The 22,536-nt window shown below is 72.0% G+C and carries 17 protein-coding genes; 7 read left to right on the top strand and 10 right to left on the bottom strand.

Annotated elements, in window-relative coordinates:
- Positions 1 to 313: 313 nt before the first annotated feature.
- The 6 genes from WMF12_RS04240 to WMF12_RS04215 all read left to right on the top strand — a co-directional run bounded on the left by WMF12_RS04240 (position 314) and on the right by WMF12_RS04215 (position 10,733).
- Positions 314 to 1,456: an SDR family oxidoreductase gene (locus tag WMF12_RS04240; protein ID WP_437866146.1), complete on the top strand. Its 1,143-nt coding sequence runs from the start codon at positions 314 to 316 to the stop codon at positions 1,454 to 1,456.
- Entirely contained in the window at positions 1,453 to 2,877 is a 1,425-nt protein-coding gene (locus WMF12_RS04235; protein ID WP_437866144.1) for a GDSL-type esterase/lipase family protein, read from the top strand. The genes WMF12_RS04240 and WMF12_RS04235 overlap by 4 nt, the downstream gene beginning before the upstream one ends.
- Before the next feature lie 132 nt (positions 2,878 to 3,009).
- Positions 3,010 to 4,440 (top strand): protein kinase domain-containing protein, encoded by a 1,431-nt coding sequence (locus WMF12_RS04230; protein ID WP_437866143.1) that lies wholly within the window; start codon positions 3,010 to 3,012, stop codon positions 4,438 to 4,440.
- A complete protein-coding gene (locus WMF12_RS04225; RefSeq protein ID WP_437866141.1) occupies positions 4,440 to 5,087 on the top strand; it encodes a tetratricopeptide repeat protein in 648 nt (215 codons plus the stop codon). Before WMF12_RS04230 ends, WMF12_RS04225 begins: the two co-directional genes overlap by 1 nt.
- 373 nt (positions 5,088 to 5,460) lie before the next feature.
- Positions 5,461 to 9,681 carry a protein kinase domain-containing protein gene (locus WMF12_RS04220; protein WP_437866140.1) on the top strand — a complete coding sequence of 1,407 codons (4,221 nt, stop codon included), beginning with the start codon at positions 5,461 to 5,463 and terminating at the stop codon, positions 9,679 to 9,681.
- A gap of 5 nt (positions 9,682 to 9,686) precedes the next feature.
- Positions 9,687 to 10,733, top strand: coding sequence for a tetratricopeptide repeat protein (locus WMF12_RS04215; protein WP_437866139.1), 1,047 nt, complete (start codon positions 9,687 to 9,689; stop codon positions 10,731 to 10,733).
- A gap of 245 nt (positions 10,734 to 10,978) precedes the next feature.
- Here the strand turns inward: WMF12_RS04215 and rpsS are convergent, their stop codons facing one another.
- From rpsS to rpsL, 9 genes are all read right to left on the bottom strand, one after another.
- Positions 10,979 to 11,278: a 30S ribosomal protein S19 gene (rpsS, locus tag WMF12_RS04210; protein ID WP_012233480.1), complete on the bottom strand. Its 300-nt coding sequence runs from the start codon at positions 11,276 to 11,278 to the stop codon at positions 10,979 to 10,981.
- Between the two features lie 2 nt (positions 11,279 to 11,280).
- Positions 11,281 to 12,111: a 50S ribosomal protein L2 gene (gene rplB / locus WMF12_RS04205; RefSeq protein WP_437279857.1), complete on the bottom strand. Its 831-nt coding sequence runs from the start codon at positions 12,109 to 12,111 to the stop codon at positions 11,281 to 11,283.
- Positions 12,112 to 12,113: 2 nt separating this feature from the next.
- Positions 12,114 to 12,410, bottom strand: coding sequence for a 50S ribosomal protein L23 (locus WMF12_RS04200; protein WP_012233478.1), 297 nt, complete (start codon positions 12,408 to 12,410; stop codon positions 12,114 to 12,116).
- A gap of 15 nt (positions 12,411 to 12,425) precedes the next feature.
- Positions 12,426 to 13,049, bottom strand: coding sequence for a 50S ribosomal protein L4 (rplD, locus tag WMF12_RS04195; RefSeq protein WP_437744333.1), 624 nt, complete (start codon positions 13,047 to 13,049; stop codon positions 12,426 to 12,428).
- A gap of 13 nt (positions 13,050 to 13,062) precedes the next feature.
- The gene (rpsJ, locus tag WMF12_RS04190; RefSeq protein WP_272100105.1) at positions 13,063 to 13,374 is read right to left on the bottom strand and encodes a 30S ribosomal protein S10; all 312 of its coding nucleotides are present in this window, start codon (positions 13,372 to 13,374) and stop codon (positions 13,063 to 13,065) included.
- 10 nt (positions 13,375 to 13,384) lie between these two features.
- Positions 13,385 to 14,575 carry an elongation factor Tu gene (tuf, locus tag WMF12_RS04185; protein ID WP_012233037.1) on the bottom strand — a complete coding sequence of 397 codons (1,191 nt, stop codon included), beginning with the start codon at positions 14,573 to 14,575 and terminating at the stop codon, positions 13,385 to 13,387.
- A gap of 9 nt (positions 14,576 to 14,584) precedes the next feature.
- Positions 14,585 to 16,699 (bottom strand): elongation factor G, encoded by a 2,115-nt coding sequence (gene fusA, locus WMF12_RS04180; protein ID WP_437744332.1) that lies wholly within the window; start codon positions 16,697 to 16,699, stop codon positions 14,585 to 14,587.
- Positions 16,700 to 17,003: 304 nt separating this feature from the next.
- Positions 17,004 to 17,474, bottom strand: a complete 471-nt coding sequence (gene rpsG / locus WMF12_RS04175; protein WP_012233474.1) for a 30S ribosomal protein S7 — start codon at positions 17,472 to 17,474, stop codon at positions 17,004 to 17,006.
- 37 nt (positions 17,475 to 17,511) lie between these two features.
- Positions 17,512 to 17,910: a 30S ribosomal protein S12 gene (gene rpsL / locus WMF12_RS04170; RefSeq protein WP_012233473.1), complete on the bottom strand. Its 399-nt coding sequence runs from the start codon at positions 17,908 to 17,910 to the stop codon at positions 17,512 to 17,514.
- Between the two features lie 1,399 nt (positions 17,911 to 19,309).
- Here rpsL and WMF12_RS04165 point away from each other — a divergent pair.
- Positions 19,310 to 20,092 (top strand): hypothetical protein, encoded by a 783-nt coding sequence (locus WMF12_RS04165; protein WP_437866133.1) that lies wholly within the window; start codon positions 19,310 to 19,312, stop codon positions 20,090 to 20,092.
- A 57-nt stretch (positions 20,093 to 20,149) separates the two neighbouring features.
- On the opposite strand, the gene ppk1 is transcribed toward WMF12_RS04165, so the two are convergent.
- A complete protein-coding gene (gene ppk1, locus WMF12_RS04160; protein ID WP_437866129.1) occupies positions 20,150 to 22,513 on the bottom strand; it encodes a polyphosphate kinase 1 in 2,364 nt (787 codons plus the stop codon).
- Positions 22,514 to 22,536: the final 23 nt, after the last annotated feature.

The following is a 22,536-nucleotide window of genomic DNA, read 5'->3' as shown; positions in this document are numbered from 1 at the left end:
TCGCCGCGCGCGCCGGGCGACGCACGTGAGGTCCTCGTCGCCGAGCGACTCGTGCGCGAGGAGGCGCGAGGAGGCGCGAGGAGGCGCGAGGAGGCGCGAGGAGGCGACTCCCGGGCACATCGCATCGACCGAGCGAGGAACCGTCGGGCCGCGGTCGCCGATGGTGAAAGCGCTTGGCTGCAGCCGCGGGTGCACGCCCCGGCCGGACAGCGGCGCGCAGCGTGGCAGCTGCCCCCATCACCCCTGCGCTGGTCCGAGGCGGCCTCAGCGGAAAGCTGCGGAGCAGGCGCACCGCTGCGGTAAGCTCCAGCCGATGCCTCGCCCCGGCTACGACAGCGTGGTGCTCATCACCGGCTTCCCCAAGTTCATCGCGCGGAAGATGCTGCAGCACATCCTCGCGTCGGAGCCGCGCACGCTCGTGTACGCCGTCGTGATCGCGAAGTCGTCGGCGCAGGCCAGCGCGGAGCGGGACGCGCTCCCGGCGGCGGACCGCGAGCGCCTCGTGCTGCTCGAGGGGGACGTCGCGGCGATGGATCTCGGGCTGTCGGGCGCCGAGTTCCGGCAGCTGGCCCGCGAGGTCGACCGGATCCATCACCTCGCGCACGTGGGCCACGCCGGGGCCGCTCCTAGCACCGCGCACGCCGTGAACGTCGTCGGGACGGCCGAGGTGATCGAGCTCGCCCGCGCCTGCACCTCGCTCCAGTGCCTCGTCCATCAATCGACCGCGTTCGTCGCGGGGGACCGGACGGGGATGGTGTACGAGGACGATCTCGAGGCCGGCCAGGCGTTCCGCAACCCCGTGGAGGAGACGCGGATGCGCGCGGAGGTGCTCGTGCGGCGGGCGATGCGCCACGTGCCGGCGGCGGTCGTCCGGCCGACGACGGTGGTGGGCGACGCGACGACCGGGGAGATCGACCGGCTCGACGGCCTGTACCTCCTGGTGCTGCTCATCATGGCAGCGCCGGCCGACATGGCGATCCCGATGCCCGGCCGCGGCGACGTGCCGCTCAACATCGTCCCGATCGACCACGTCGTCCGCGCGACGCACGCGATCGGCCTGAACCGCCTCGCGCCGGGTCGCACGCTCCACGTCACCGATCCGCACCCGCTGTCGGCGCGGCGGGTCTTCGATCTCATCGCGCGGGCGAGCGGCCGCCGCGCCGCGCGCGGTCACATCCCGTCGAACCTCGCCAAGGCGCTGCTCCGTACGCCCGGGATCGAGCGCTTCGTCCGCAGCCCGCGCGCGTTCGTCGAGCAGCTGATGACCCCGGTGCGCTACGACGCCCGGAACGCGGATCTCGTGCTCACGGCCGCGGGGATCGCGTGCCCGCCCTTCGAGTCGTACGTCGACGTGCTCGTCGGCGCCGTCCAGGAGCGCGTCCGCGAGCGGCGCGAGCGCCAGGAGATCGAGGTCAGCGCGGACGCCGAGCCCGACATCGAGGATCCGCTGTCGTGAGGGGCGCAGCCCGCCCCGCAGCCCGCGCGCAGATCCCGGAGCGCCGCGCGGCGTCCTGCCGCGCCCCGCGGCGGCGAGCGCCGGCGCGGCCCCTCTCCGCCGCGTCGCGGCGCGCCCTCGCGGCGCTGCTCGCGGCGCTGCTCGAGGCCGCAGCGCTCGGCTGCAGCGCGACGCGCGAGCACGTCGCGCCGCCCGCGCCCGAGGTGGGATCCGCGCCGCCCGCGCCTTCGCCCCCGCCGCGCCTCGCAGAGGCCTCCGCCCCGGAAACAGCCGCGCCGAGCCCCGCGGAGCCCGCGCCGGCGCGCCCGCCAGAGCTGGATCTGCTGCGCCCCGAGGACGGGGCTTACGCCCACTTCTTCGCGGCGCTCCGCGCGCTCGAGCAGGGTCGCCGCCGGGATCACGTGCGCATCGCCTGGCTCGGTGACTCGCACGCCGCGGCGGACTTCTGGAGCGGCGCGGTCCGCGCCGCGCTGCAGCGGCGCTTCGGCGACGGCGGGCTCGGCTTCGTGCACCTCGGCTATGCCGTCTACCGCCACAACGGCGCGCGGCTCACGGCCGACGGCAAGTGGCGGACCCGCCCGAAATCTCCGGGCGGCTCCACGCCGGCCGACGACGGCGTCTTCGGGCTCGGGGGCATCCTCTTCGGCGCGCAGACGGCGCCGGTGCGCGCGGAGATCTCGCTCACCTCGGCGGCGCCTTCCGCGCGGCTGATCTGGGACGTGTGCTTCCGCCCGAGCGCGCCGACCGACGAGGTCGCGGTGACGATCGAGGGCGGCCCCAGCGAGGTGCTCCGCGCGGCCGCGGGCGAGGCGCCCGGCGCGCTGCAGCACACGCGGCTGGCGAGCGTGGGCGCGGTGAAGCTCGGCGTCGCGCCGTCGGGCGGGGCCGAGCTCTGCGGGCTGGTCGTCGAGCGCGATCCGGAGGCCGGGGCCGGGGTGGTGCTCGACACGCTCGGCATCAACGGCGCCCGCCTGGCGACGCCGCTCCGGTGGAGCGAGCTCGGCTGGGCCGCCGAGTTCGCGCGGCGCTCGCCGGAGCTCGTCGTGATCGAGTACGGCACGAACGAAGCGGGCGACGTCACCACGGATCCCTCCCTCTACGCGAAGCAGCTCGCCGAGCTGCTCGCCCGCGCCCGCAGGGTGGAGCCCGACGTCGACTGCCTGGTGCTCGCGCCGACGGACCGGAGGGACGCGCCGGAGCGCACGCCCGTCGTCCGAGACGTCCTGCGCGACGCCGCGCGGGAGGGCGGCTGCGCGTTCTGGGACACGTACCAGGCGATGGGCGGAAGGGGCTCGATCGAGACCTGGTACCGCGAGCGCCCGCCGCGCGCGTCGCGCGACGGCGTCCACCTGACCTTCCGCGGCTACCAGGAGCTCGGCGTGAAGCTCTCGAACGACATCCTGGAGCGCTATCGCCCCTGACGAGCGTCGCCGCCTCCGGGGTCGGTTCGACGCCGACGGCGGGCGGCCGGCCCGGTGGCCTTGCTCGTGCTTTCCGCTGTCGTTGCTCGATCGGCGTGAAGGCTTCTCACGCGCGATGGGCGAAGGGGGCACATGCTTCATGCCGGGGACGTTGCAGGAGGTCGCTTCCGGCTGATCCGGCAGATCGGCGCGGGTGGGATGTCGAGCGTGTGGTGGGCGCGCCATGAGCTCATCGGCCGGGACGTGGCGCTCAAGCTGTCCCCGGCGCTCCGGGACGAGCAGGTCGTCGGGCGCTTCATCCGGGAGGCGAAGATCATCGGCAAGTTCCAGCACCGGAACATCGTCGGCGTCGTCGACGCCGGCGAGCTACAGGACGAGGGTTACCTGTTCCTGGCCCTGGAGCTCCTGCGGGGCTCGCCGTTCGCTGACCGCCTCCAGCCGAACCGGCCGCTGCCGCCCGAGGAGGTGGTGCCCGTCCTCATCGAGGTGTGCTGCGGGCTCTCGGCCGCTCACGCCGAGGGCGTCGTACACCGCGACATCAAGCCGGAGAACATCATGATGGCGACGGTCCCCGGCGAGGGGATCGTGCCGAAAATCGTCGACTTCGGCATCAGCCAGCTCACGGGCGCGGGCGACGCCATCACCATCGACGGGCAGCTGCTCGGGACGCCCTCGTACATGAGCCCGGAGCAGGTGCTCGGCAAGCGCACCATCGACGCGCGCGCCGATCTCTGGGCGGTCGGCGTCATGCTCTACGAGGCGCTCAGCGGCGCGCAGCCGTTCACGGGAGGCAACCACCACGCGGTCCTCCGGCGCATCCTCGAGACCGAGCCCGCGCCCCTGCCGAGCTCGATCCCGCCGCGCCTCCGGAAGATCGCCGGCCGGTGTCTCGAGAAGGACCCAGCGCGGCGCTACCCGGACGCGGCCTCGCTGCGCGCGGATCTCCAGGCCGCGCTCGACGATCTCGGCGCGAGCGCGCCCGCGCCGATCGTGGTCCTCTCGCCGCCGGCCGCAGGCTCGCGGCCCGGGGAGGTGACGCGAGCCCGCGGCGCGCTCGCCGCGCCCCCGAGGCTCGCCGTTCGCGCCCTCGAGCGGCTCTGGACCCGGGTGCCGCGGGCGCCTCGATGGCGGGAGGCGACGACGATCGGGCGCACGCAGGGCGCCGCCGCCCCGCAGGGCGCGGCGCGCCGCGCGAGGACGATCCTGGCGATCCGTCTCGCGGGCGCCGCGGCGCTCGCGGCGGCGCTCAGCTCGGCCGCGCTGCGGGAGCAGGCGGACGCGGGGCCCGGGAGCGCGGCGCGCGAGAGCCTCCGCCCCGTGCTGGCCACGGCCTTCGCCGGCAGCGGCGCCGCCTGGCGGCGCGGCGCCAGCGCGCCCGAGGCGACGAGAAGCGACGCACCGCCACGGAACGCGGCGAGCCGCGGCGGCGCGCCGGGCTCGCCCGAGCGCGCCGCGAGGGACCCGGGCAGCGACGACGTCTCGTCGGCCTACGAGGACAAGCCCCCGCGCTGGCAAGCGCCGCGCGGGCCATCTCGACCCCGCATCACGAGCCCCGGGTTCTGATGACCAGCGCCGCACCGATCACCGCTCCTCGCCGACGCCGCTGGCGGCGCGCCGCTGCGCTCGGGCTCGTTTGCTGGGCGCTGCTCTCGCCCTCCTGGCTGCATGCGCAGGACGACAGCGCGACGCGCGCGCTGAGGCTCCAGTTCGCGCAGGGGCTGACGCTCGAGATCGCGGGGCGCTGGGCCGACGCGCTGGACAGGTTCGAGGCGATCGCCCGCCGGCGGCCGACGGCGAACGTGACGTACCACATCGGCCTCTGTCACGAGCGGCTCGGCCGGCTGCGCACGGCCGAGCGGACGTACCACAACGCGCGCGCGATCGCAGACGCGGACGCGGACGCGCGGAAGGCGTCGCCGGGGGTGCTCGCCGAGATCGACGCGCGCCTCGAGGACCTCGACGGACGGATGCCGAGGATCGTGCTGAACCTCGCCGGCGCGACCGACGGCGTGACCCTGCTGCTCGACGGCGAGGTGACGCAGCCGTCGCGGGCAATCCGGGTCGATCCGGGCCCCCACGTCGCCGTGGCGCTCCGGCACGGGATCCCCGTCGCCGCGAGCGCCTTCTCGAGCCACGAGCGCCGAACCAGGTTCGTGACGCTGACCGTTCACCCCAGTGCGCTCCGCGTGTCCAGCGTGTCGCGCCCCTGAGCTCGCTGACCTGGACGGCCCACACCGAGCTCCCCACACCCGAGCACCTGTGTGTGAACAGAGGGGCCCGCGCCCCTCGCTCCAGACATGATCGCGCAGCGGTGGCGCGCCTTCGAGGAGCGCCCTCGCCGCGCGGCCCTGCGGCTCGTCGCGGGCGTGTGCCCGGCCGCGCGCGCAGCGCCCACACGCCGGCGAGATCTCGCGAGCACGTGGCATTTCGCCGCACGCGCGGCGCTGGCCCGACCGTCCAGCGCCGGCTTGAATCCCATGCGAGGCCCACCTGACAGGGCGCTCCGGATACGCCCAAACTCGCCGAGTCGTCGGCCGTGAACGCTGGATCCAGCTTCTGACGTCCTGATAGCATGCGAATCCCATGGCGCTCGACAGGCCGCCCGGTGCGGGCTCTGCTTCGCGACTCGGCAACTATGAGCTGCTGAGAGAGCTCTCCGGCGGCGGCATCGGCTCCACGTGGCTGGCGCGGGCGTCCTCCGACGAGGGCGAGGCGAAGAGCGCGCCGCCCGTCACGATCCTGCGCATCTACCGGCACCTCACGAAGAAGGCCGAGACCGCCGACAGCATCCTCCGCGAAGCCGGGATGGCGCAGCAGGTCCGCTTCCCCAACGTGCTCTCGGTGCTCGACGCCCGCATCGCGGACGGCGAGGTCTTCATCGTCTCGGAGTACGTGGAGGGCGAGCCGCTGGGCGCGCTGGTGTCGGCGGCCGGCGCCGAGGGGCTGCCGCCGCCGGTGTCCCTCCGGATCGCGATCGACGTGCTGCGCGCGCTCGCGTCCGCGCACACGGCGCAGGCGGCGCCGCTCGTTCACGGCGAGCTGAACCCGACCCACGTCTCCGTCGGCATCGACGGCGTCACCCGGGTCGGCGGGCTCGGCGTCGCGCGGGCCATCGCCGGGCTCGCGCCCATGGGGACGAGGAACCCCGATCGGCTGGCCTATGCCGCGCCCGAGCGGGTCAAGGCGATGGCAGCGCACGCGGAAGCCCCGCTCGATCCGCGCGCGGATCTCTTCTCGGTCGGCGTGGTCCTCTGGGAGCTGCTCGCGCGGCAGCGGCTGTTCTCGTCGAAGCTGGAGGCTGCGGTCATCCAGAAGGTGCAGTCGGCGCCGATCCCGCAGCTCGCGGGGCTCGCCGGGAGCGCCGTCCCGGCCGAGGTCGTCGATGTCGTCCAGACGGCGCTCGAGCGCGATCCGGCGCGCCGCTTCGAGAGCGCCTCGGCGATGCTCGCGGCGCTGGAGGCCGCGGGAGCAGGGCGGATCGCCGGGGATGAGGACGTGGCCGCGGCGGTAAGCAGGCTGGCCGGCAAGACGATCGAGCCGCGCAGGACGATGATCGCGGCGGCCATGGCGAGCCCCGCTGGCGCGGACGAGCCGCGGCCGCCGCCGCGCGCGCGGGGGATGACGCTGGTGGGCGTGGCGATCCCCGCGGCCGACGGCGCGCTCTCCCCCCGCGGCGACAGCCCGCGTCAGGCGATCACCGCGCCGTCGCCGCGCGCGCGCGCGAACCCGGCGACGCCTGGCGCGCCGCCGGTGGCCGCGGGCGGCGCGATCGCCGCGAGCCAGGTTCGCCCGACGAGCGGCGCGACGGCGACGAAGGACGCCGCCGCGCCAAAGAACGGTCTGGGGGCCAAGCCAGCGGCCGGCGCAGGCGCGTCGAACGGCGCGGGACCCGCGGGCACCGATGCGGTGCACGCCAGCGTCGACACCGGGTGGGGCTCGGTGGACGAGGTCCCCGCCCGCGACCTGCCCGGGCCGCGGCGTCCCGCGCAGACCCTTCCGCGGATCGAGCTGTCGGGCCAGGGGACCGAGGATCGCGCCGCCGCCGGGGCGAGCACCGAGCGCGCCGCAGCGACGGGGGCGGCCACGGCGAAGGAGCAGCCGCCCGCGCGGCCCGCCGCGCCGCGCCCGGGCGATCTGGGCGACCCCCTCGTGGCGGCGCGGGCGACGCCGACACCGGCCGAAGGGACGGCGCCGAAGCCGGCCCCGGGAGGGCCGGCCCCGAGGCCACCTCGCCCGCCGCCGCCGGCTCGCGCGGCATCGCCGGCGCAGCCCGAGACGCACGGCAAGGTCGCCGCTGCAGCGCCTGCCGCCGTCGTGCCAGCGCTCACGCCGAGCCCTCCGACGCCTCGGGTACCTGTGCCGCCACCGGCCGCTGCGACGCGCCGCACGCCCGTGGTGCCCGCCGTGACGCCGGCGCCACGCGCGGCCGCCACGCCCGCGCCGCCGCTGGCGACGGCCACGAGCCGCGCGCCGGCGACACCGGCGGTGCCCCTCCCGCCGGCTGCGCCCGCGTCGGCCGAGCCCTCTCAGCCGCTGCCCCCCGTCGCGCCCGCGTCGGCCACCGCGCCTGCCATCCCTGTCGCAGCGAAGACCCCGCCGCCCCCGCCGGCGGCGGCCGCGCCTCCGGGGGGGGCGCATGCGGTGGCTGCGACGCAGGAGGGCGCGCGCGGCAACGGTCCGGCATCGACCTCCAGCAGGACGGTCGCCACGCCGACCGGGATGCAGGGCCCGAACAAGCTCTGGGGTCGCGCGGCGTCGGCCGTGGACCAGCTGGGCCCGGGGAGCACCCTCGGCCGCTACGAGATCCTCATGCCGGTCGCCAAGGGCGGCATGGCGGCCGTCTGGGCCGCGCGCCTCCAGGGCACCCGCGGCTTCAGGAAGATCGTCGCCATCAAGACGATGCTGCCCGACGTCTCCGACGACCCCGACTTCGAGTCGATGTTCCTCGACGAGGCGCGGGTCGCGGCGCGGATCCGGCACCCCAACGTGGTCGAGATCCTCGACCTCGGCGAGGAGGACGATGTCCTCTACATCGTGATGGAGTGGGTCGACGGCGAGACGGCCGGCACGCTGCAGAAGGCCGCGAAGCGGCTCGGGGGCATCCCGCAGCGGATCGTGCTCCGCATCGCCTCGCAGATCTGCGCGGGGCTCCACAACGCGCACGAGCTCCGCGACGACAGCGGCGTGCTGCTCGACCTCGTCCACCGGGACATCTCGCCGGCGAACGTGCTCATCTCGACCGCCGGGTTCGTGAAGATCGTCGACTTCGGCGTGGCGAAGTCGAAGGGGCGCCTGCACGTCACGCGCGCTGGCGGCATCGTCAAGGGGAAGACGCCGTACCTCTCGCCGGAGCAGCTCGGCGGGCTCCCCATCGATCGCCGGAGCGACATCTTCTCGCTCGGCGCGCTGCTGTACGTGCTCACGACGGGGCTGCACCCCTTCCGCGCCGAGACCGAGCTCGCGACCATCGAGAACATCACCATCAAGAACCCGCTCCCCCCGCGCGAGCTGAACGGAGCGATCCACCCCGAGCTCGACAGGATCATCCTCAAGGCGCTCGAGAAGGACCCCGAGAGCCGCTTCTCGACGTGCGCGGAGATGCAGCGGGCCATCGATCAGGTCGCGTCGACGCTCGGCGAGCCCACGACCGACGAGGACGTGGCGGCCTTCGTGCGGCAGGCGATCGGCGAGATCCAGTCGAAGCGCGCGCAGGAGCTCCGCGACGCGATCGCGGCCGTCGACGCAGGCGCGGCCGTGAACTCGGAGCGTCGGCCCGGGGCCTCTCTGGAGGGCCACGCTGCGCTGGCCGACGTCGGCGCGGGCTCGCGCGAGGGCGCTCCCGCCGCCGCGGCGGGGTCTCCCCCTGCGGCAGCGGCGCCAGCCGGCGCCGGCCCGGCGTCCAGCAGAGGGGCCGCATCACCGACCGCGGAGAAGGACGAGGAGCCGCCGGTCAGCCTGGAGCCGATCTCGTTCGAAGAGATCGCCGTGCCGGCGCAGCCTGCCGGGGTGCCGCCGCGGCTCATCATCGCGCCCGCCCTGCAGGCCGACGTCGCGCCCGGCGAGCCGGCCGAGCCGGCGAGCCCGCGGCCCGCCGCCCGCGAGGGCAAGCCGCTCGGCCCGTCCGCCAAGCGGATCCTCCCGGCGGCCGGCGTGCCCGCCACGAAGGTGCTCGCGGCGGCGGATCCGCCCGCGTCCCGGGCCGCGGCGCTCAGCGAACGCCTCGCGAGGCGCGGCTCGCGGAGCCTCGCCAACGACGTCGGCGAGGTCACGGCGGTCGACCGATCGTTCGAGACCGGGGAGCGGCGCAAGCGGCTCCAGCTGATCGTGGCTGGCGCGGCGATGTTCTGCGTGGCGCTCGGGGCCGTCGCGCTGGTCGTGCGCGGCGGCGACGAGCGCTCGCGTCCGGAGATCGGCAAGGCGCGCGTCGATGCGTTGCCCGCGGCCGCGGCGGCCGACACCACCGCCACCGCGGCTGCAGCGGAGGCCGTCCCGGCTGCGCCCGTTTCGCCGGCGGAGCCTCAGGCGGCGGAGCCGGCGTCGCCGCCCGCTCCCGAGGCGTCGTCGACGCCTCCCGAGGCGGCGCCAGCGCCCTCGCCGACGCCTTCCGCGGCGGAGCCGGCGCCTTCGCAGACGGCCAAGGCGCCCGCGGCAGCGACGGCGCAGCCCATCGCCGCGCCGCAGGCGTCGCGCCCACCGTCGACCGCGCGCCCCCGGACGACGTCCACGCCGGCGAAGCCTGCGCCCAAGCCGGCAACGACCGGCAAACCCACCCCCAAGAAGAAGTACAACCCATCGGGTATCTGAACACCGTGCGATCTCGACCCTGGCTCCGTGCGCTGCTCTTCGGTGCGGCATCTTGCCTGTGCTTGTGCACGCTCCCCGGGCCCGCAGCCGGCGCGGACGGCGCCGCGGCGACGCCCGCGCCGGACGCGGTGGAGAAGGCGCAGAACCACTTCAAGAAGGGCGCTGCCCTCTACGAGAGCAAGCGCCACGCGCTTGCGCTGGAGCAGTTCCGGGCCTCGTACGCCACCGTGCCGAGCCCGAACTCCCGCCTCTACATCGCGCGCTGCCTCGCGGATCTGGGCGATCACATCGAGGCGTACCTCGAGTTCGATCAGGTCGCGGCGGAGGCCGCGTCCCGGGCGAAGGACGAGCCGCGCTATGCCCAGACGGAGCAGACGGCGCAGCTGGAGCGCGACGAGCTCGCGCGCAAGATCGCCCTCGTCACGGTCACGGTCGCGCACCCGGACGCGGCGACTTCGCTCGCGGTGGCCGGCAAGGACGTCCCGCGCGAGCGGTGGGGCAAGCCGTTCCCGGTCAAGCCCGGCAAGACCGAGATCGTCCTGCGCACCAAGCTCACCTCGACGCCGCAGACCGTCGATCTCTCGGCGGGCGAAGCGAAGACCGTCGCGCTCGACGCCGAGCCGAGCGGCCCGACCGAGGCCGGCTCCGGCGCTCCGGCGCTCCTCGACGAGGGCCCGAGCCCGCCCTTCTCGGAAGCGCCCTCGCCGCGTGCGTACCTGCGGCCTTACGCCTACGCCGCTGGCGGCGTGGGTGTTGCGGGGCTCGCGATGTTCACCGTCGCCGGGCTGATGGCGAACAGCACCTACAGCGATCTCGCCGAGACCTGCGGGGGCCCCTGCCCCGCCGATCGCCAGGACGACATCGACGCCGGCAAGACCCAGAAGACGGTCGCGAACATCGGCGTCGTGGTCGGCGCGCTCGGGCTCGTCACGGGCACGACCCTGCTCATCCTGAGCTTCACCGGAGGCGGCGCTGGCGGCTCGCAGAGCGCCACGGCCTCGACGCAGCTGCTCGTCGGCCCCAGCTTCGCCGGTCTACGCGGCACCTTCTAGGCGCGGGGCTCACCCGCTGCGGATACGAGCCCATCTCGACGTTTTCGGTGCTCGGCGTACAGGAGTACGCCTCCGTGCCGAAAACGCCGATCTGGACCCGTCTCCTGTGCGGGTGAGCCCCGCGCGGCGACGGAGACGCCCGTGCTGGCGGCGCTCAGATCGTAGCCACTCAAAAAAAACGGGCAGGGCCGCTGCTGCGACCCTGCCCGCTTCATGTCGATGCGCTCGCGGTTGACGCGGAGCGATCAGCGACCGCCCGGGCCGCCCTTGGCGACCTTGGCCTTCTTGTCCCCGGAGTGGCCGTGGAACGTGCGCGTCGGGGCGAACTCACCCAGCTTGTGGCCGACCATGTTCTCCGTCACGAACACGGGAACGAACTTCCTCCCGTTGTGCACGGCGAAGGTCAGGCCGACCGACTCGGGCAGGATCGTCGAGCGGCGCGACCACGTCTTGATCACCTTCTTGGCATTGGTCGCCTGGGCCGCCTGGATCTTCTCCAGCAGGTGACCGTCAATGAAGGGCCCTTTCTTGATGCTCCTCGGCATGACTAACCCTTGGTCCCGCGCCGCCGGACGATCATCCCGTCGGTGCGCTTGTTGTTCCGCGTCTTGAGGCCCTTCGAGAGCTGACCCCACGGCGAGCACGGATGGCGCCCGCCGCTCGTCCGGCCCTCACCACCGCCCATCGGATGATCGACGGGGTTCATCGTGACACCGCGGTTGTGCGGCCGGCGCCCGAGCCAGCGCGAGCGCCCCGCCTTGCCGAGGCTGATGTTCGCGTGCTCGGAGTTCGACACCTGCCCGATCGTGGCGCGGCAATCGAGGTGCACCTTGCGGATCTCACCGCTCGGGAGGCGGACCTGCGCATAGTCGCCGTCCTTCGCCATGAGCTGCGCAGCCACGCCGGCCGAGCGCACGAGCTGACCGCCCTTGCCCTTCTTGACCTCGACGTTGTGGATCGAGGTGCCGGGCGGGATGAAGCGGAGCGTCAGGCTGTTGCCAGGCTTGATGTCCGCGTTCCGGCTCGCGAGCAGCGTCGCCCCCACCGCGAGGCCGTCGGGCGCCAGGATGTAGCGCTTCTCGCCGTCCACGTAGTGCAGGAGCGCGATGCGCGCCGTCCGGTTCGGGTCGTACTCGATCGCGGCGACCTTCGCCGGGACGCCGATCTTGTCGCGCCGGAAATCGATGATCCGGTAGCGCTGCTTGTGACCACCGCCGCGGAACCGCGACGTGATCCGGCCGTTGTTGTTCCGGCCGCCGGTGGACGTCTGCTGCTCCAGCAGCGACCGCTCGGGCTCGACCTTCGTGATCTCCTTGAAGTCGCTGACCGAGTAGTAACGCCGCGCCGGCGAGGTCGGCTTGAAGGATCTGATTCCCATCGCTATTCCGCCTTCTCGTCGAAGAACTGGATCTCGTCACCCTCCTTGAGGGTGACGATCGCCTTCTTCCAATTGCGCAGCTTCGCGTAGCCGCGCCCCATGCGCTTGTCCTTGCCGCGCATGATCAGCGTGTTGACGTCCACGACGCCCACCTTGAAGAGCGTCTGGATGGCGTCCTTGATCTGGATCTTGTTCGCCTCGCGGCGGACCTCAAAGATGACCTTGTTGCCTTGGTCGCGGAGCCGGCTCGACTTCTCCGTGAGGATGATTGGCCGGCGGATGATCTGCTCGGGCTGCATGTCGGACTCCCCTGACTAGCGAAGGCAACGCGCCTCGAGCGCCTTGGCGGCGTCCCTCGAGACGATGAGGTGGTCGTGCCTGAGGAGGTCGTAGACGTTGACCCCTTCCGGCGGCAGGTACTGGTGGTTCTCCAGGTTGCGGAGGCTCTTCACCAGCTTCTCGTTGCCGGCCGTGTCGACGACCAGCGACTTCCGATCCGCCTGCAGCGTCGTCAGCGTGGCAGAGATCGCCTTGGTCTTGATCTCGGAGACCTCCAGGCTGTCGAGCACGATGAGCCGCCCCTCCTTCGCGAAGAGCGAGAGCGCGCTCTTCAGGGCGCCGATCCGCACCTTGCGGGGCGGACGGTACGACCAGTCCTTCGGCTCCAGGGCGTGCGCCATGCCGCCGCCCGCGTGGTGCGGCGCGCGGATCGAGCCCTGGCGAGCGCGGCCGGTGCCCTTCTGGCGATAGAGCTTCTTCGTGGAGCCGGCGACCGCGCTCCGCTCCTTGGTGGCCTTGGTGCCCGAGCGGCGAGACGCGAGCTGCGCCTTCACGACCTCGTAGAAGAGGTGCTCCTTCACCTCGGTCCCGAAGACCTCGTCCGAGAGGTCGAGTTCGCCGACCTGCTCCCGCTTGAGGTTGTAAACGGTAACCTTCATGGTACCTGGACTCCTAGCTCTTGATCTCAACGTCGACGCCGGCCGAGAGGTCGAGCTTCATCAGCGCGTCGAGGGTCTGCTGTGTCGGCTCGATGATGTCGAGAAGCCGCTTGTGCGTCCGGATCTCGAACTGCTCGCGCGACTTCTTGTCGACGTGGGGCCCCCGCAGGACCGTGTAACGGCGGATCTCGGTGGGCAGCGGGATAGGACCCGCGACGTGCGCCCCGGTCCGCTTCGCCGTCTCGACGATGTCGCTCGTCGACTTGTCGAGCAGCTGGTGGTCGAAGGCCTTGAGGCGAATCCGGATCTTGGTTGTATCAGGCATGGTGCTCTTCCTACGCGAGGATCTTGGTGACGACGCCGGCGCCCACCGTCTTGCCGCCCTCGCGGATGGCGAAGCGCATCTGCTCCTCCAGCGCGACCGGGGCGATGAGCTCGATCGTCATCGTGATGTTGTCGCCCGGCATCACCATCTTCACCCCCTCGGGGAGGTTCACCGTGCCGGTCACGTCCGTCGTCCGGATGTAGAACTGCGGCCGGTAGTTGGTGAAGAACGGCGTGTGGCGCCCGCCCTCCTCCTTCTTGAGGACGTACACCTCACCGGTGAACTTCGTGTGCGGCGTGATCGACCCGGGCTTCGCCAGCACCTGGCCGCGCTCGATCTCTTCCTTCTCCACGCCGCGGAGCAGACACCCGACGTTGTCGCCCGCCTGCCCCTGATCGAGCAGCTTGCGGAACATCTCGACGCCGGTCACGACCGACTTCTTCGTGTCCTTGAAGCCGATGATCTGCACCTCGTCGCCGACCTTGATCACGCCGCGCTCGATGCGGCCCGTGGCCACCGTGCCGCGGCCCTTGATCGAGAACACGTCCTCGATCGCCATCAGGAACGGCTTGTCGATGTCGCGCACCGGCTCGGGGATGTAGCTGTCCAGCGCGCTGAGGAGCTGCTGGATCGTCTCCTCCCACTTCGGGTCGCCCTGAAGCGCCGGCAGCGACGCGCCACGGACCACCGGCGCGTTGTCCCCGTCGAACTTGTACTTCGACAGGAGCTCGCGGACCTCCATCTCGACCAGGTCGAGCATCTCCGGGTCGTCCACCGCGTCGCACTTGTTGAGGAACACGACGATGTGGTTCAGGCCGACCTGCCGGGCGAGCAGCACGTGCTCGCGCGTCTGCGGCATCACGCTGTCGAGCGACGACACGACGAGGATCGCCCCGTCCATCTGCGCCGCGCCGGTGATCATGTTCTTGATGTAGTCGGCGTGCCCGGGGCAGTCGACGTGCGCGTAGTGGCGGTTCGCCGACTCGTACTCCACGTGCGCCGCCGCGATGGTCACCGTCTTGGTCTCGTCACGGACCGTCCCGCCCTTCGCGATGTCGGCGTACGAGATCGCCTTCGCCAGGTTGCGCTTCGACTGCACCTTGACGAGCGCCGCCGTGAGCGTGGTCTTGCCGTGGTCGATGTGACCGATGGTGCCCACGTTCACGTGCGGCTTCGTACGAGTGAATTTCTCCTTGGCCATGGCGTCTTTTTAACCTCGCTGCTTGGCGACGATCTCTTCCTGGATCGCTGCTGGAACCGGTGCGTAATGAGAAAACTGCATCGAATGGGTCGCGCGGCCTTGCGTCTTGGAACGGACGTCGGTCGCGTAACCGAACATGGTGGCGAGCGGGACCTCCGCGCGGATCACCCGGGTGTTCGCGCGCTGCCCCATATCGAGGATGCGGCCGCGCCGCGAGTTGAGGTCTCCGATGACGTCCCCGAGGTAGTTCTCGGGCGACACGACCTCGACGGCCATCATCGGCTCCAGGAGCACGAGCCCCGCCTTCTTGGCGCCGTCCTGGAAGGCCATCGACGCGGCGACCTCGAACGCGGGCCCGGAGGAGTCGACCTCGTGGTAGCTGCCGAAGTGGAGCCGCACCTTGATGTCGACGACGGGGTAGCCCGCGAGCACGCCGCGGCCCATCGCGTCCCGGATGCCCTTCTCGATCGAGGGGATGAACTCCTTCGGGATGATGCCGCCGACGATGTCGTTCTCGAACACGAAGCCCGCGCCGCGCTCCGCCGGCTCGATGTCGATCCTCACGTGACCGAACTGGCCGTGTCCGCCCGACTGCCGGACGAAGCGCCCCTCCACGTCGGTCGCCTTCTTCGAGATGGTCTCGCGGTAGGCGACCTCGGGCTTGCCGACGTTGGCGTCGACCTTGAACTCGCGCTTCAGGCGGTCGACGATGATCTCGAGGTGAAGCTCGCCCATCCCGGCGATGATCGTCTGGCCCGTGTCCTCGTTCGTGTACGTGCGGAACGAGGGGTCCTCGTAGGCGAGCTTCTGCAGGCTGAGCCCGAGCTTGTCGAGATCGACCTTGGTCTTCGGCTCGATGGCGATCGAGATCACCGGGTCGGGGAACTCCATCCGCTCCAGCACGATCGGGTGCTTCTCGTCGCAGAGCGTGTCCCCGGTGCGGGTGTCGCGCAGCCCGACGGCAGCGTAGATGTTGCCCGCGTAGCAGACGTCGATCTCCTCGCGCTTGTTCGCGTGCATGCGGAGGATGCGCCCGAAGCGCTCCCGCTTGCCGCGCGTCGAGTTGAGCACGCTGACGCCGCTCTTCGTCGTCCCGGAGTAGACGCGGAAGAAGGTGAGGTTGCCGAACTGGTCGTTCATGATCTTGAACGCCAGCGCCGAGAACGGCTCGTCGTCGCCCGCCTTGCGCGAGACGACCTTGTCCTTCTTGTCGGGCAGCGTCCCCTCGACGGCCGGGATCTCGACCGGCGACGGCAGGTAGTTCACCACGCTGTCGAGCAGGAGCTGGACCCCCTTGTTCTTGAACGCCGAGCCGCACAGGACCGGGACGATCTTGAAGCCGAGGGTGCCCGCGCGGATGGCCGCGTGGATCTCCTGCTCGGTGATCTGGTCGATCTCACCGGCGATGAACTTCTCCATCACCTTGTCGCTCGCGTCGGCGCACGCCTCGATGAGCTTCTCGCGGAGCTCCTTGCACCGCGGCAGGAGGTCGGCCGGGATCTCCTGCCAGTCGTAGCGCTGGCCCTTCGTCTCCTCGTCGAACACGGCGGCCCGGAGGGTCACGAGGTCGATCACGCCGCGGAACGAGTCCTCCGCGCCGAGCGGGTAGTGGATCGCCACCGGGTTCGCGCCGAGGCGCTCGCGGATGGAGTCGACGCACATGTCGAAGTCGGCGCCGACCTTGTCCATCTTGTTGATGAACGCGATGCGCGGGACGCCGTACTTGTCCGCCTGCCGCCACACCGTCTCGCTCTGCGGCTCGACGCCGTTGCCGCCGTCGAACACCGCCACCGCGCCGTCGAGCACGCGGAGGCTCCGCTCGACCTCGATGGTGAAGTCGACGTGACCGGGCGTGTCGATGATGTTGATCCGGTGAGAGACGCCCTTCTCGGGGCCCTGCTCCGGCGCCCAGAAGCAGTTCGTCGCGGCGGACGTGATGGTGATGCCGCGCTCCTGCTCCTGGACCATCCAGTCCATCGTGGCTGCGCCCTCGTGGACCTCGCCGATCTTGTAGTTGACACCCGAGTAATAAAGGATGCGCTCGGTGACCGTGGTCTTGCCCGCATCGATGTGGGCCATGATCCCGATGTTGCGCGTCCGTTCCAGGCTGTACTCGCGTGCCACTTTTCCTTCTCCGTCGTGTGATGCGTGGGGTGAGGGTTCCGGACTCAGGATGCAAAACACCCTCTCCAGCCCGGCCCGCCTCCGTTATGGCGGGCACTTGAACCTGGAGAGGGTGTCGGGGTACAGCAGCAGCTTTTCTAGGTCCCGCGAGGGCGAGCGCTGTCGCGCTCCCTCGAGAGGACCGGCTCTGTAACCCGATCCTTATGTCAGCCGTGCCATCTCGCTCTACGCGTCTCCTCGCCTGGGGATGGGACCTGAAATGACGAACCAGCGCAGATCCGGGATCTGCGCTGGCCTCGCTGACCTACCAGCGGTAGTGGGCGAACGCCTTGTTGGCCTCCGCCATCTTGTGCGTGTCGTCGCGCTTCTTGACCGCGTTGCCGCGGTTCTGCGCCGCGTCGACGAGCTCGGCGGCGAGCCGCTCGCGCATCGTCTTCTCGCCGCGGCCGCGCGAGTAGGTCACGAGCCACCGCATCGCCAGCGCGACGCGACGCTCGGGGCGGACCTCGACGGGGACCTGGTAGGTCGCGCCGCCGACGCGCCGGCTCTTCACCTCGAGCTTCGGCTTCACGTTGTCGAGCGCCTTGCGGAAGACGTCGATCGGCTCCTCCTTGAAGCGGTCGCGCACGATGTCGAACGCGCCGTAGAGGATCCCCTCGGCGGTCGCCTTCTTGCCCGACTGCATCAGGGAGTTCGTGAACTTGGCGACGAGCTTGTCCTTGTACTTCGGGTCCGGAATGATCTTCCGCTTCGGGACTTCGCGACGACGGGGCATCTTCGTTCCTCTGCTCGGCTTTCGCGCGTTGAGGCTGTCAGGCCTTCGGGCGCTTCACGCCGTACTTCGAGCGCTTGCGGTTGCGGGTCGCTTTGTTGGTGGAGCTAGGCCCGGCAGCGCCGGACGCGTCGAGCGTGCCGCGGACGACGTGGTAGCGCACGCCCGGCAGGTCCTTGACACGGCCGCCGCGGATGAGGACGACCGAGTGCTCCTGCAGGTTGTGGCCTTCGCCCGGGATGTAGCTCGTCACTTCCATCTGGTTGCTCAGCCTGACGCGGCAGACTTTGCGGAGCGCCGAGTTGGGCTTCTTCGGCGTCGTGGTGTAAACACGTACGCACACGCCTCGCCGCTGCGGGCAGGACTTGAGCGCAGGAGAGGCCGTCTTGTAACGAGCGGCCTCGCGGCCTTGGCGGATGAGCTGGCTGATGGTCGGCATAGTGACGCGGATTTCCACCTGAGGGATGGGGACGCGCAGGATACCCAGGAGGCGACCCATGTCAAGCGGGACGACACCCGTTCGTGTTGGATGCGCCAGCGTGCCGTTCGTTCGCGTCGATCCCGTGCGTCGCGCCCGCTGCGTCGGTCGCATCGTTCACGTCGCTGGCGTCGGTCGCGTCGGTCGCGTCGGTCGCGTCGGTCGCGTCCGTTGCGCTGGCCGAGGCGCGGCATCGTTCGTGTCGGGCGCGTCGGTCCCGCCGCGCCTGCGGAGGCCGTGTTCTGCGCGTCCCGGCCCCGCGCGAAGAGCTCGTGGGTCGCGGCGCGCGGCGGGGGCCGTCCGTGCGCGTCTCGTTCGACGGGGCGCTCGGCGTCCGACCGCGGCTCCCGGGACGCGCGGGAGCCTGCGCCCGCCGCACGAGTCGGACGCCGACACGCGCCGCGGGCCCTTGGCGGCCCGCCTGCTGTTCGGTACGGTCGCTGCGTGGCGAAGAAGCTTTCACGCGCCCAGCGTAAAGAAAGCCGGCGCAAGGCGCCGCAGAGCAGCGTTGCGTCGAGGCCTGCGTCCGACGTGGACACGGGGGGCGCGGGGCCCTCGTCGCGCGGCGATCAGGGCGACAGCGCGACAGCGCGAGGCCCCGCGGTAGCGCGCGTCGATCCGACGGCGAGCCGAAGCGGCGACGACCCGCGCGTCGCGCGCACACGCGGCGCCGCCGCGCCGAGCAGCGCGGAGCCCGCGCGGGCGCGCGACGCCGGCGATCGATCCCATCGGAGAGGCGGCGTCGAGGCGCAGCCCGCGCGAGCGCGCGGCGGAAGCGCACAGACGAAGCCAAAGCGAGATCGCGCGCTCCTTGTGTTCCTGGGCCTCGTGGCGCTCGCCGCGGTGATCGTGTTCGCCGCGCAGTCCCCCCGCGCCCCAGAGCGCGCCGCGCCGGAGCCCGCGAGAGCCGCTCCGGCAAAGACACACGCCGCGGAGCCGTCCACCGCGTCCCTCGCCGCGCCGACGGCGACCGACGAGCTGCCGGCTCCACCTCCCGTCGACTCGTCACCGCCAACGATCGTCACCGCCGAACCGCCCGCAGCAGAGACGGCGCGCGCTTCAACCCCGCAGCGTGCTGCAGCCGGCGCCTCGCCAGAGGGGACGGCTGCCAGCGCTTCTCCATCAGGAGCAGCCACCGTAGCAGCCGCAGCCGCCCCGCCGAAGAAGCGCACCAGCGCACCGAAGCCGGCCGCCGCCCCGCCCGTGGCGACACCGACAGCGGGGGCGACGCCGGCAGCGGGGGCGACACCGGCAGCGGGGGCGCCGACAGCGGAGGCGGCGCCTCCGCCGGAGCCGGCGCAAAAGCCTGCCGAGCTTCCACACGAGTGATCGCAACCGCCGTGATGAAAGGACGCCCGAGATGCTTCGCTTGAATGCTTCGCCCGACGCCGCTCGAACGCCGGGCCGCTCGCCGCGCTCCCGCGCGCAGGCGCTCGCCCTGCCGCTCGGCGTCGCGCTGTCCGGCCTGCTCGCCGCGGCGACGGCGGGCGCGCAACCGGCGCCGCCACCCGCTCCGCCGGCTGCCTCCGCGCTGCCCGCTGCTTCGGCGCCGCCCGCTGCCTCGGCGCCGCCCGCTGCCTCCGCGCCGCCCGCTGCCTCCGCGCCGCCGTACCCGGCGGTCCCCTACCCGGCGCCGCCGCAGGAGGCCCCGCGGGCTCCGCCAGGGGCCTCGCCGGGCTATCCGCCGCCTGGTCCCCCGGGCGGCTACGCTCCGTACGGCGGCGCCTACCCTCCGCTCCCGCCGGGCTACCCGGTGACCCCGGCGGAGATCCCGCCTGCTCCGCCCCCGGTTCCCCTGCGCCGGAAGAGCCCGGGCCTCATGCTGGGCGGCATCGCGCTCACCGCCGGCGGCACGATCGCGTTCTTCACCGGGACGGGCCTGCTCGCGTCGGCGAGCAACCGATACGAGATCTACTGCGATTTCGGGGGCTTCACGGGCATCTGCGAGACGCGCTCCGACGGGCGCCGCCAGCTCGCCGGCGCGCTCGTCTCCGTGGCGGGCGGCATCATGATCGCCGTGGGCATCCCGCTCTGGGTCATCGGCGGGAAGAAGGTGCCGATCAGCGACGCGACGCCCAAAGCGTCGGCCCAGACCACGCTCTCGCTCGGCCCCGGCTCCGCCGCGTTGCAGACGCAGTTCTGAAGGGCTCCCCGCGCGCGAGGTCGCGGGGAGGCCTCTACCGCTCCTGCGCGTCGTCGCTCAGGGCAGACCCTTCTTCTTCTTGGCGCCCTTGCGGTGGCGCGGCCCGCCGTCGTCCGTGCCCGCGGGCATGCGGAGGATGTGGAAGCGCCCGCCGCCGCGCGCCAGCGGATCGCTGAGCTTCACCCGCTCGCGCGCGAGCTCGATGAAGCGGTGCTGCGACCGCAGCTGGGGGGCGCCGGCGGGCTGCTGGAGCTTGTGGTAGCTGCCGTCGCTCGCGAGCTCCCAGGTCTTCGCCGTGTCGGACATCACGGTGTTCAGCATGTCCTCCACGCGCGCGCGGGTGGCGGGCTCGATGATCGGGATCATCAGCTCGACGCGGCGATGGAAGTTGCGCGGCATCCAGTCGGCGCTCGACATGTAGATCTCCTCGCTGCCGCCGTTCGCGAACCGGAACAGGCGCTTGTGCTCGAGGAAACGATCGATGATCGCGCGCACCTGGATCCGCTCCGACAGGCCCGGGATCCCCGGCCGGAGGCAGCAGATGCCGCGCACGGCGAGCTTGATGTCGACCCCGGCCTGCGACGCCGAGTAGAGCGCGTCGATGACGTCGACGTCCACGAGCGCGTTCATCTGCGCCACGATCTCCGCCTTGCGCCCGGCCCGCGCGTGGGCCTCCTCGCGCGCGATGAGGCCCAGCACCGCCTCGTGCAGGCCGAGCGGCGCCACGAGGAGGCGGTTCCATTTGGGCGGCGCGCTGTAGCCGGTCAGCAGGTTGAAGAGCGACGTCATGTCCTCGCCGATCTCCCGGTTCGCCGTGAACAGGCCGATGTCGGTGTAGAGCCGCGCGGTCTGCGGGTTGTAGTTGCCCGTCGACAGGTGCACGTAGCGGCGCAGCTTGTCCTTCTCGCGCCGCACCACGAGCAGCGCCTTCGCGTGCGTCTTCAGCCCGAGCAGGCCGTAGATCACCTGCACGCCGCTCTGCTCGAGCGTCCTCGCCCACTGGATGTTGCTCGCCTCGTCGAACCGCGCCTTCAGCTCGACGATGGCCGTCACCTGCTTGCCGCTCTCGGCCGCGCGCGCGAGCGCCTTCAGGATCGGCGAGTCGCCGCCGGTCCGGTAGAGCGTCTGCTTGATCGCGAGCACGTTCGGGTCGTCGGCGGCGCGGGAGACGAACTCCGCGACCGGATCGAACGACTCGTAGGGGTGGTGCAGGAGCACGTCCTGCTCCCGGATGACGGCGAAGATGTCCTCGACGTCCCGGAAGAGCGGCGGGACCTGCGGCGCGAACGGCTCGTCCCGGTACTCGCGGCGCTCGTCGTCCGCGACGATGCCCATGAGGTCGGCGATGTGGAGCGGCCCAGGCACCCGGTAGACGGCGTGCGACGCGTCGACCTTGAGCGCGCGGCAGAGCCGCTGGACCGAGGTGCCGGCGCCCTCGCCGAAGCCGATCTCCAGGCGCACGGCGTTGCCGCGATCGCGCCGGCGGAGCTCGGCCTGGATCGTCTCGAGCAGGTCCTCGCCTTCCTCCTCGTCGATCTCGAGGTCCCAGTTCCGGGTGACGCGGAAGGGGTACGTGCCGCGCAGCCTGCCCGAGGGGAAGAAATCCTTCACGTGCCGGGCGATCACGTCCTCGAGCAGGACGAACGCGCGCGTCGCGCCCTCCACGCGGACCCGCATCAACCGGCTCAGCCCCGGCGGCACCTGGATGACCGCGAAGCCGGGCTCCTGCGCTTCATGCTCCCGGGAGAACATGATCCCGAGGTTGATCATCTTGTTGCGCAGGTGCGGGAACGGGTGCCCCGGATCGATCGCGATCGGCGTGAGGATCGGGAAGATGTCCGTGCGGAACCGCTCGTCGAGCGCGCCGAGCTCGGTCGCGTCGAGCTCATCGGGCCGGACGATCACGATGCCGGCGCGCTGGAGCGCCGGGATCAGATCCGAGTGCCACAGCTGGTAGGCGTCATCGACGAGCGCGTGGACCCGCGCGCTGATCGCGACGAGCTGCTCGTGGGGCGTGAGCCCGTCCGGCGGGACCTCCGCGATCGTGCGCTGCGTCTGCGCCTGGAGGCCGGCGACGCGCACCATGAAGAACTCGTCGAGGTTCGAGAAGAAGATGCTCAGGAACTTGAGGCGCTCGAACAGCGGCACCTCGTGCGACCTAGCCTCCGACAGCACCCGCGCGTTGAACTCGAGCCACGAGAGCTCGCGGTTCAGGTAGTGCGCCGGATCCCCCTCGATCGGGATCACCCCCGTGACGGCCGGTATCGACACCGGGCCGCTGGACGGGGCGGAGCTCCCACCGGACCGCGCGCTGGAGGGGCCATTCGGGCGCGAGACGGGCCCGACGGCCTGAGCTGAATCCACGTCGCCTTCGGAGTCGGGCGCGACGGTGTTGTCTGGGGTGGACGGCGGGTCAACCATGATCGAAGCTCCGGTTTTACCGT

It is taken from the genome of Sorangium sp. So ce363 (assembly GCF_051520435.1).
In the GTDB taxonomy this organism is placed as follows: domain Bacteria; phylum Myxococcota_A; class Polyangia; order Polyangiales; family Polyangiaceae; genus Sorangium; species Sorangium cellulosum_B.
The sequence above is the reverse complement of the archived record's forward strand: the minus strand, read 5'-3'. Positions and strand labels throughout refer to the sequence as shown.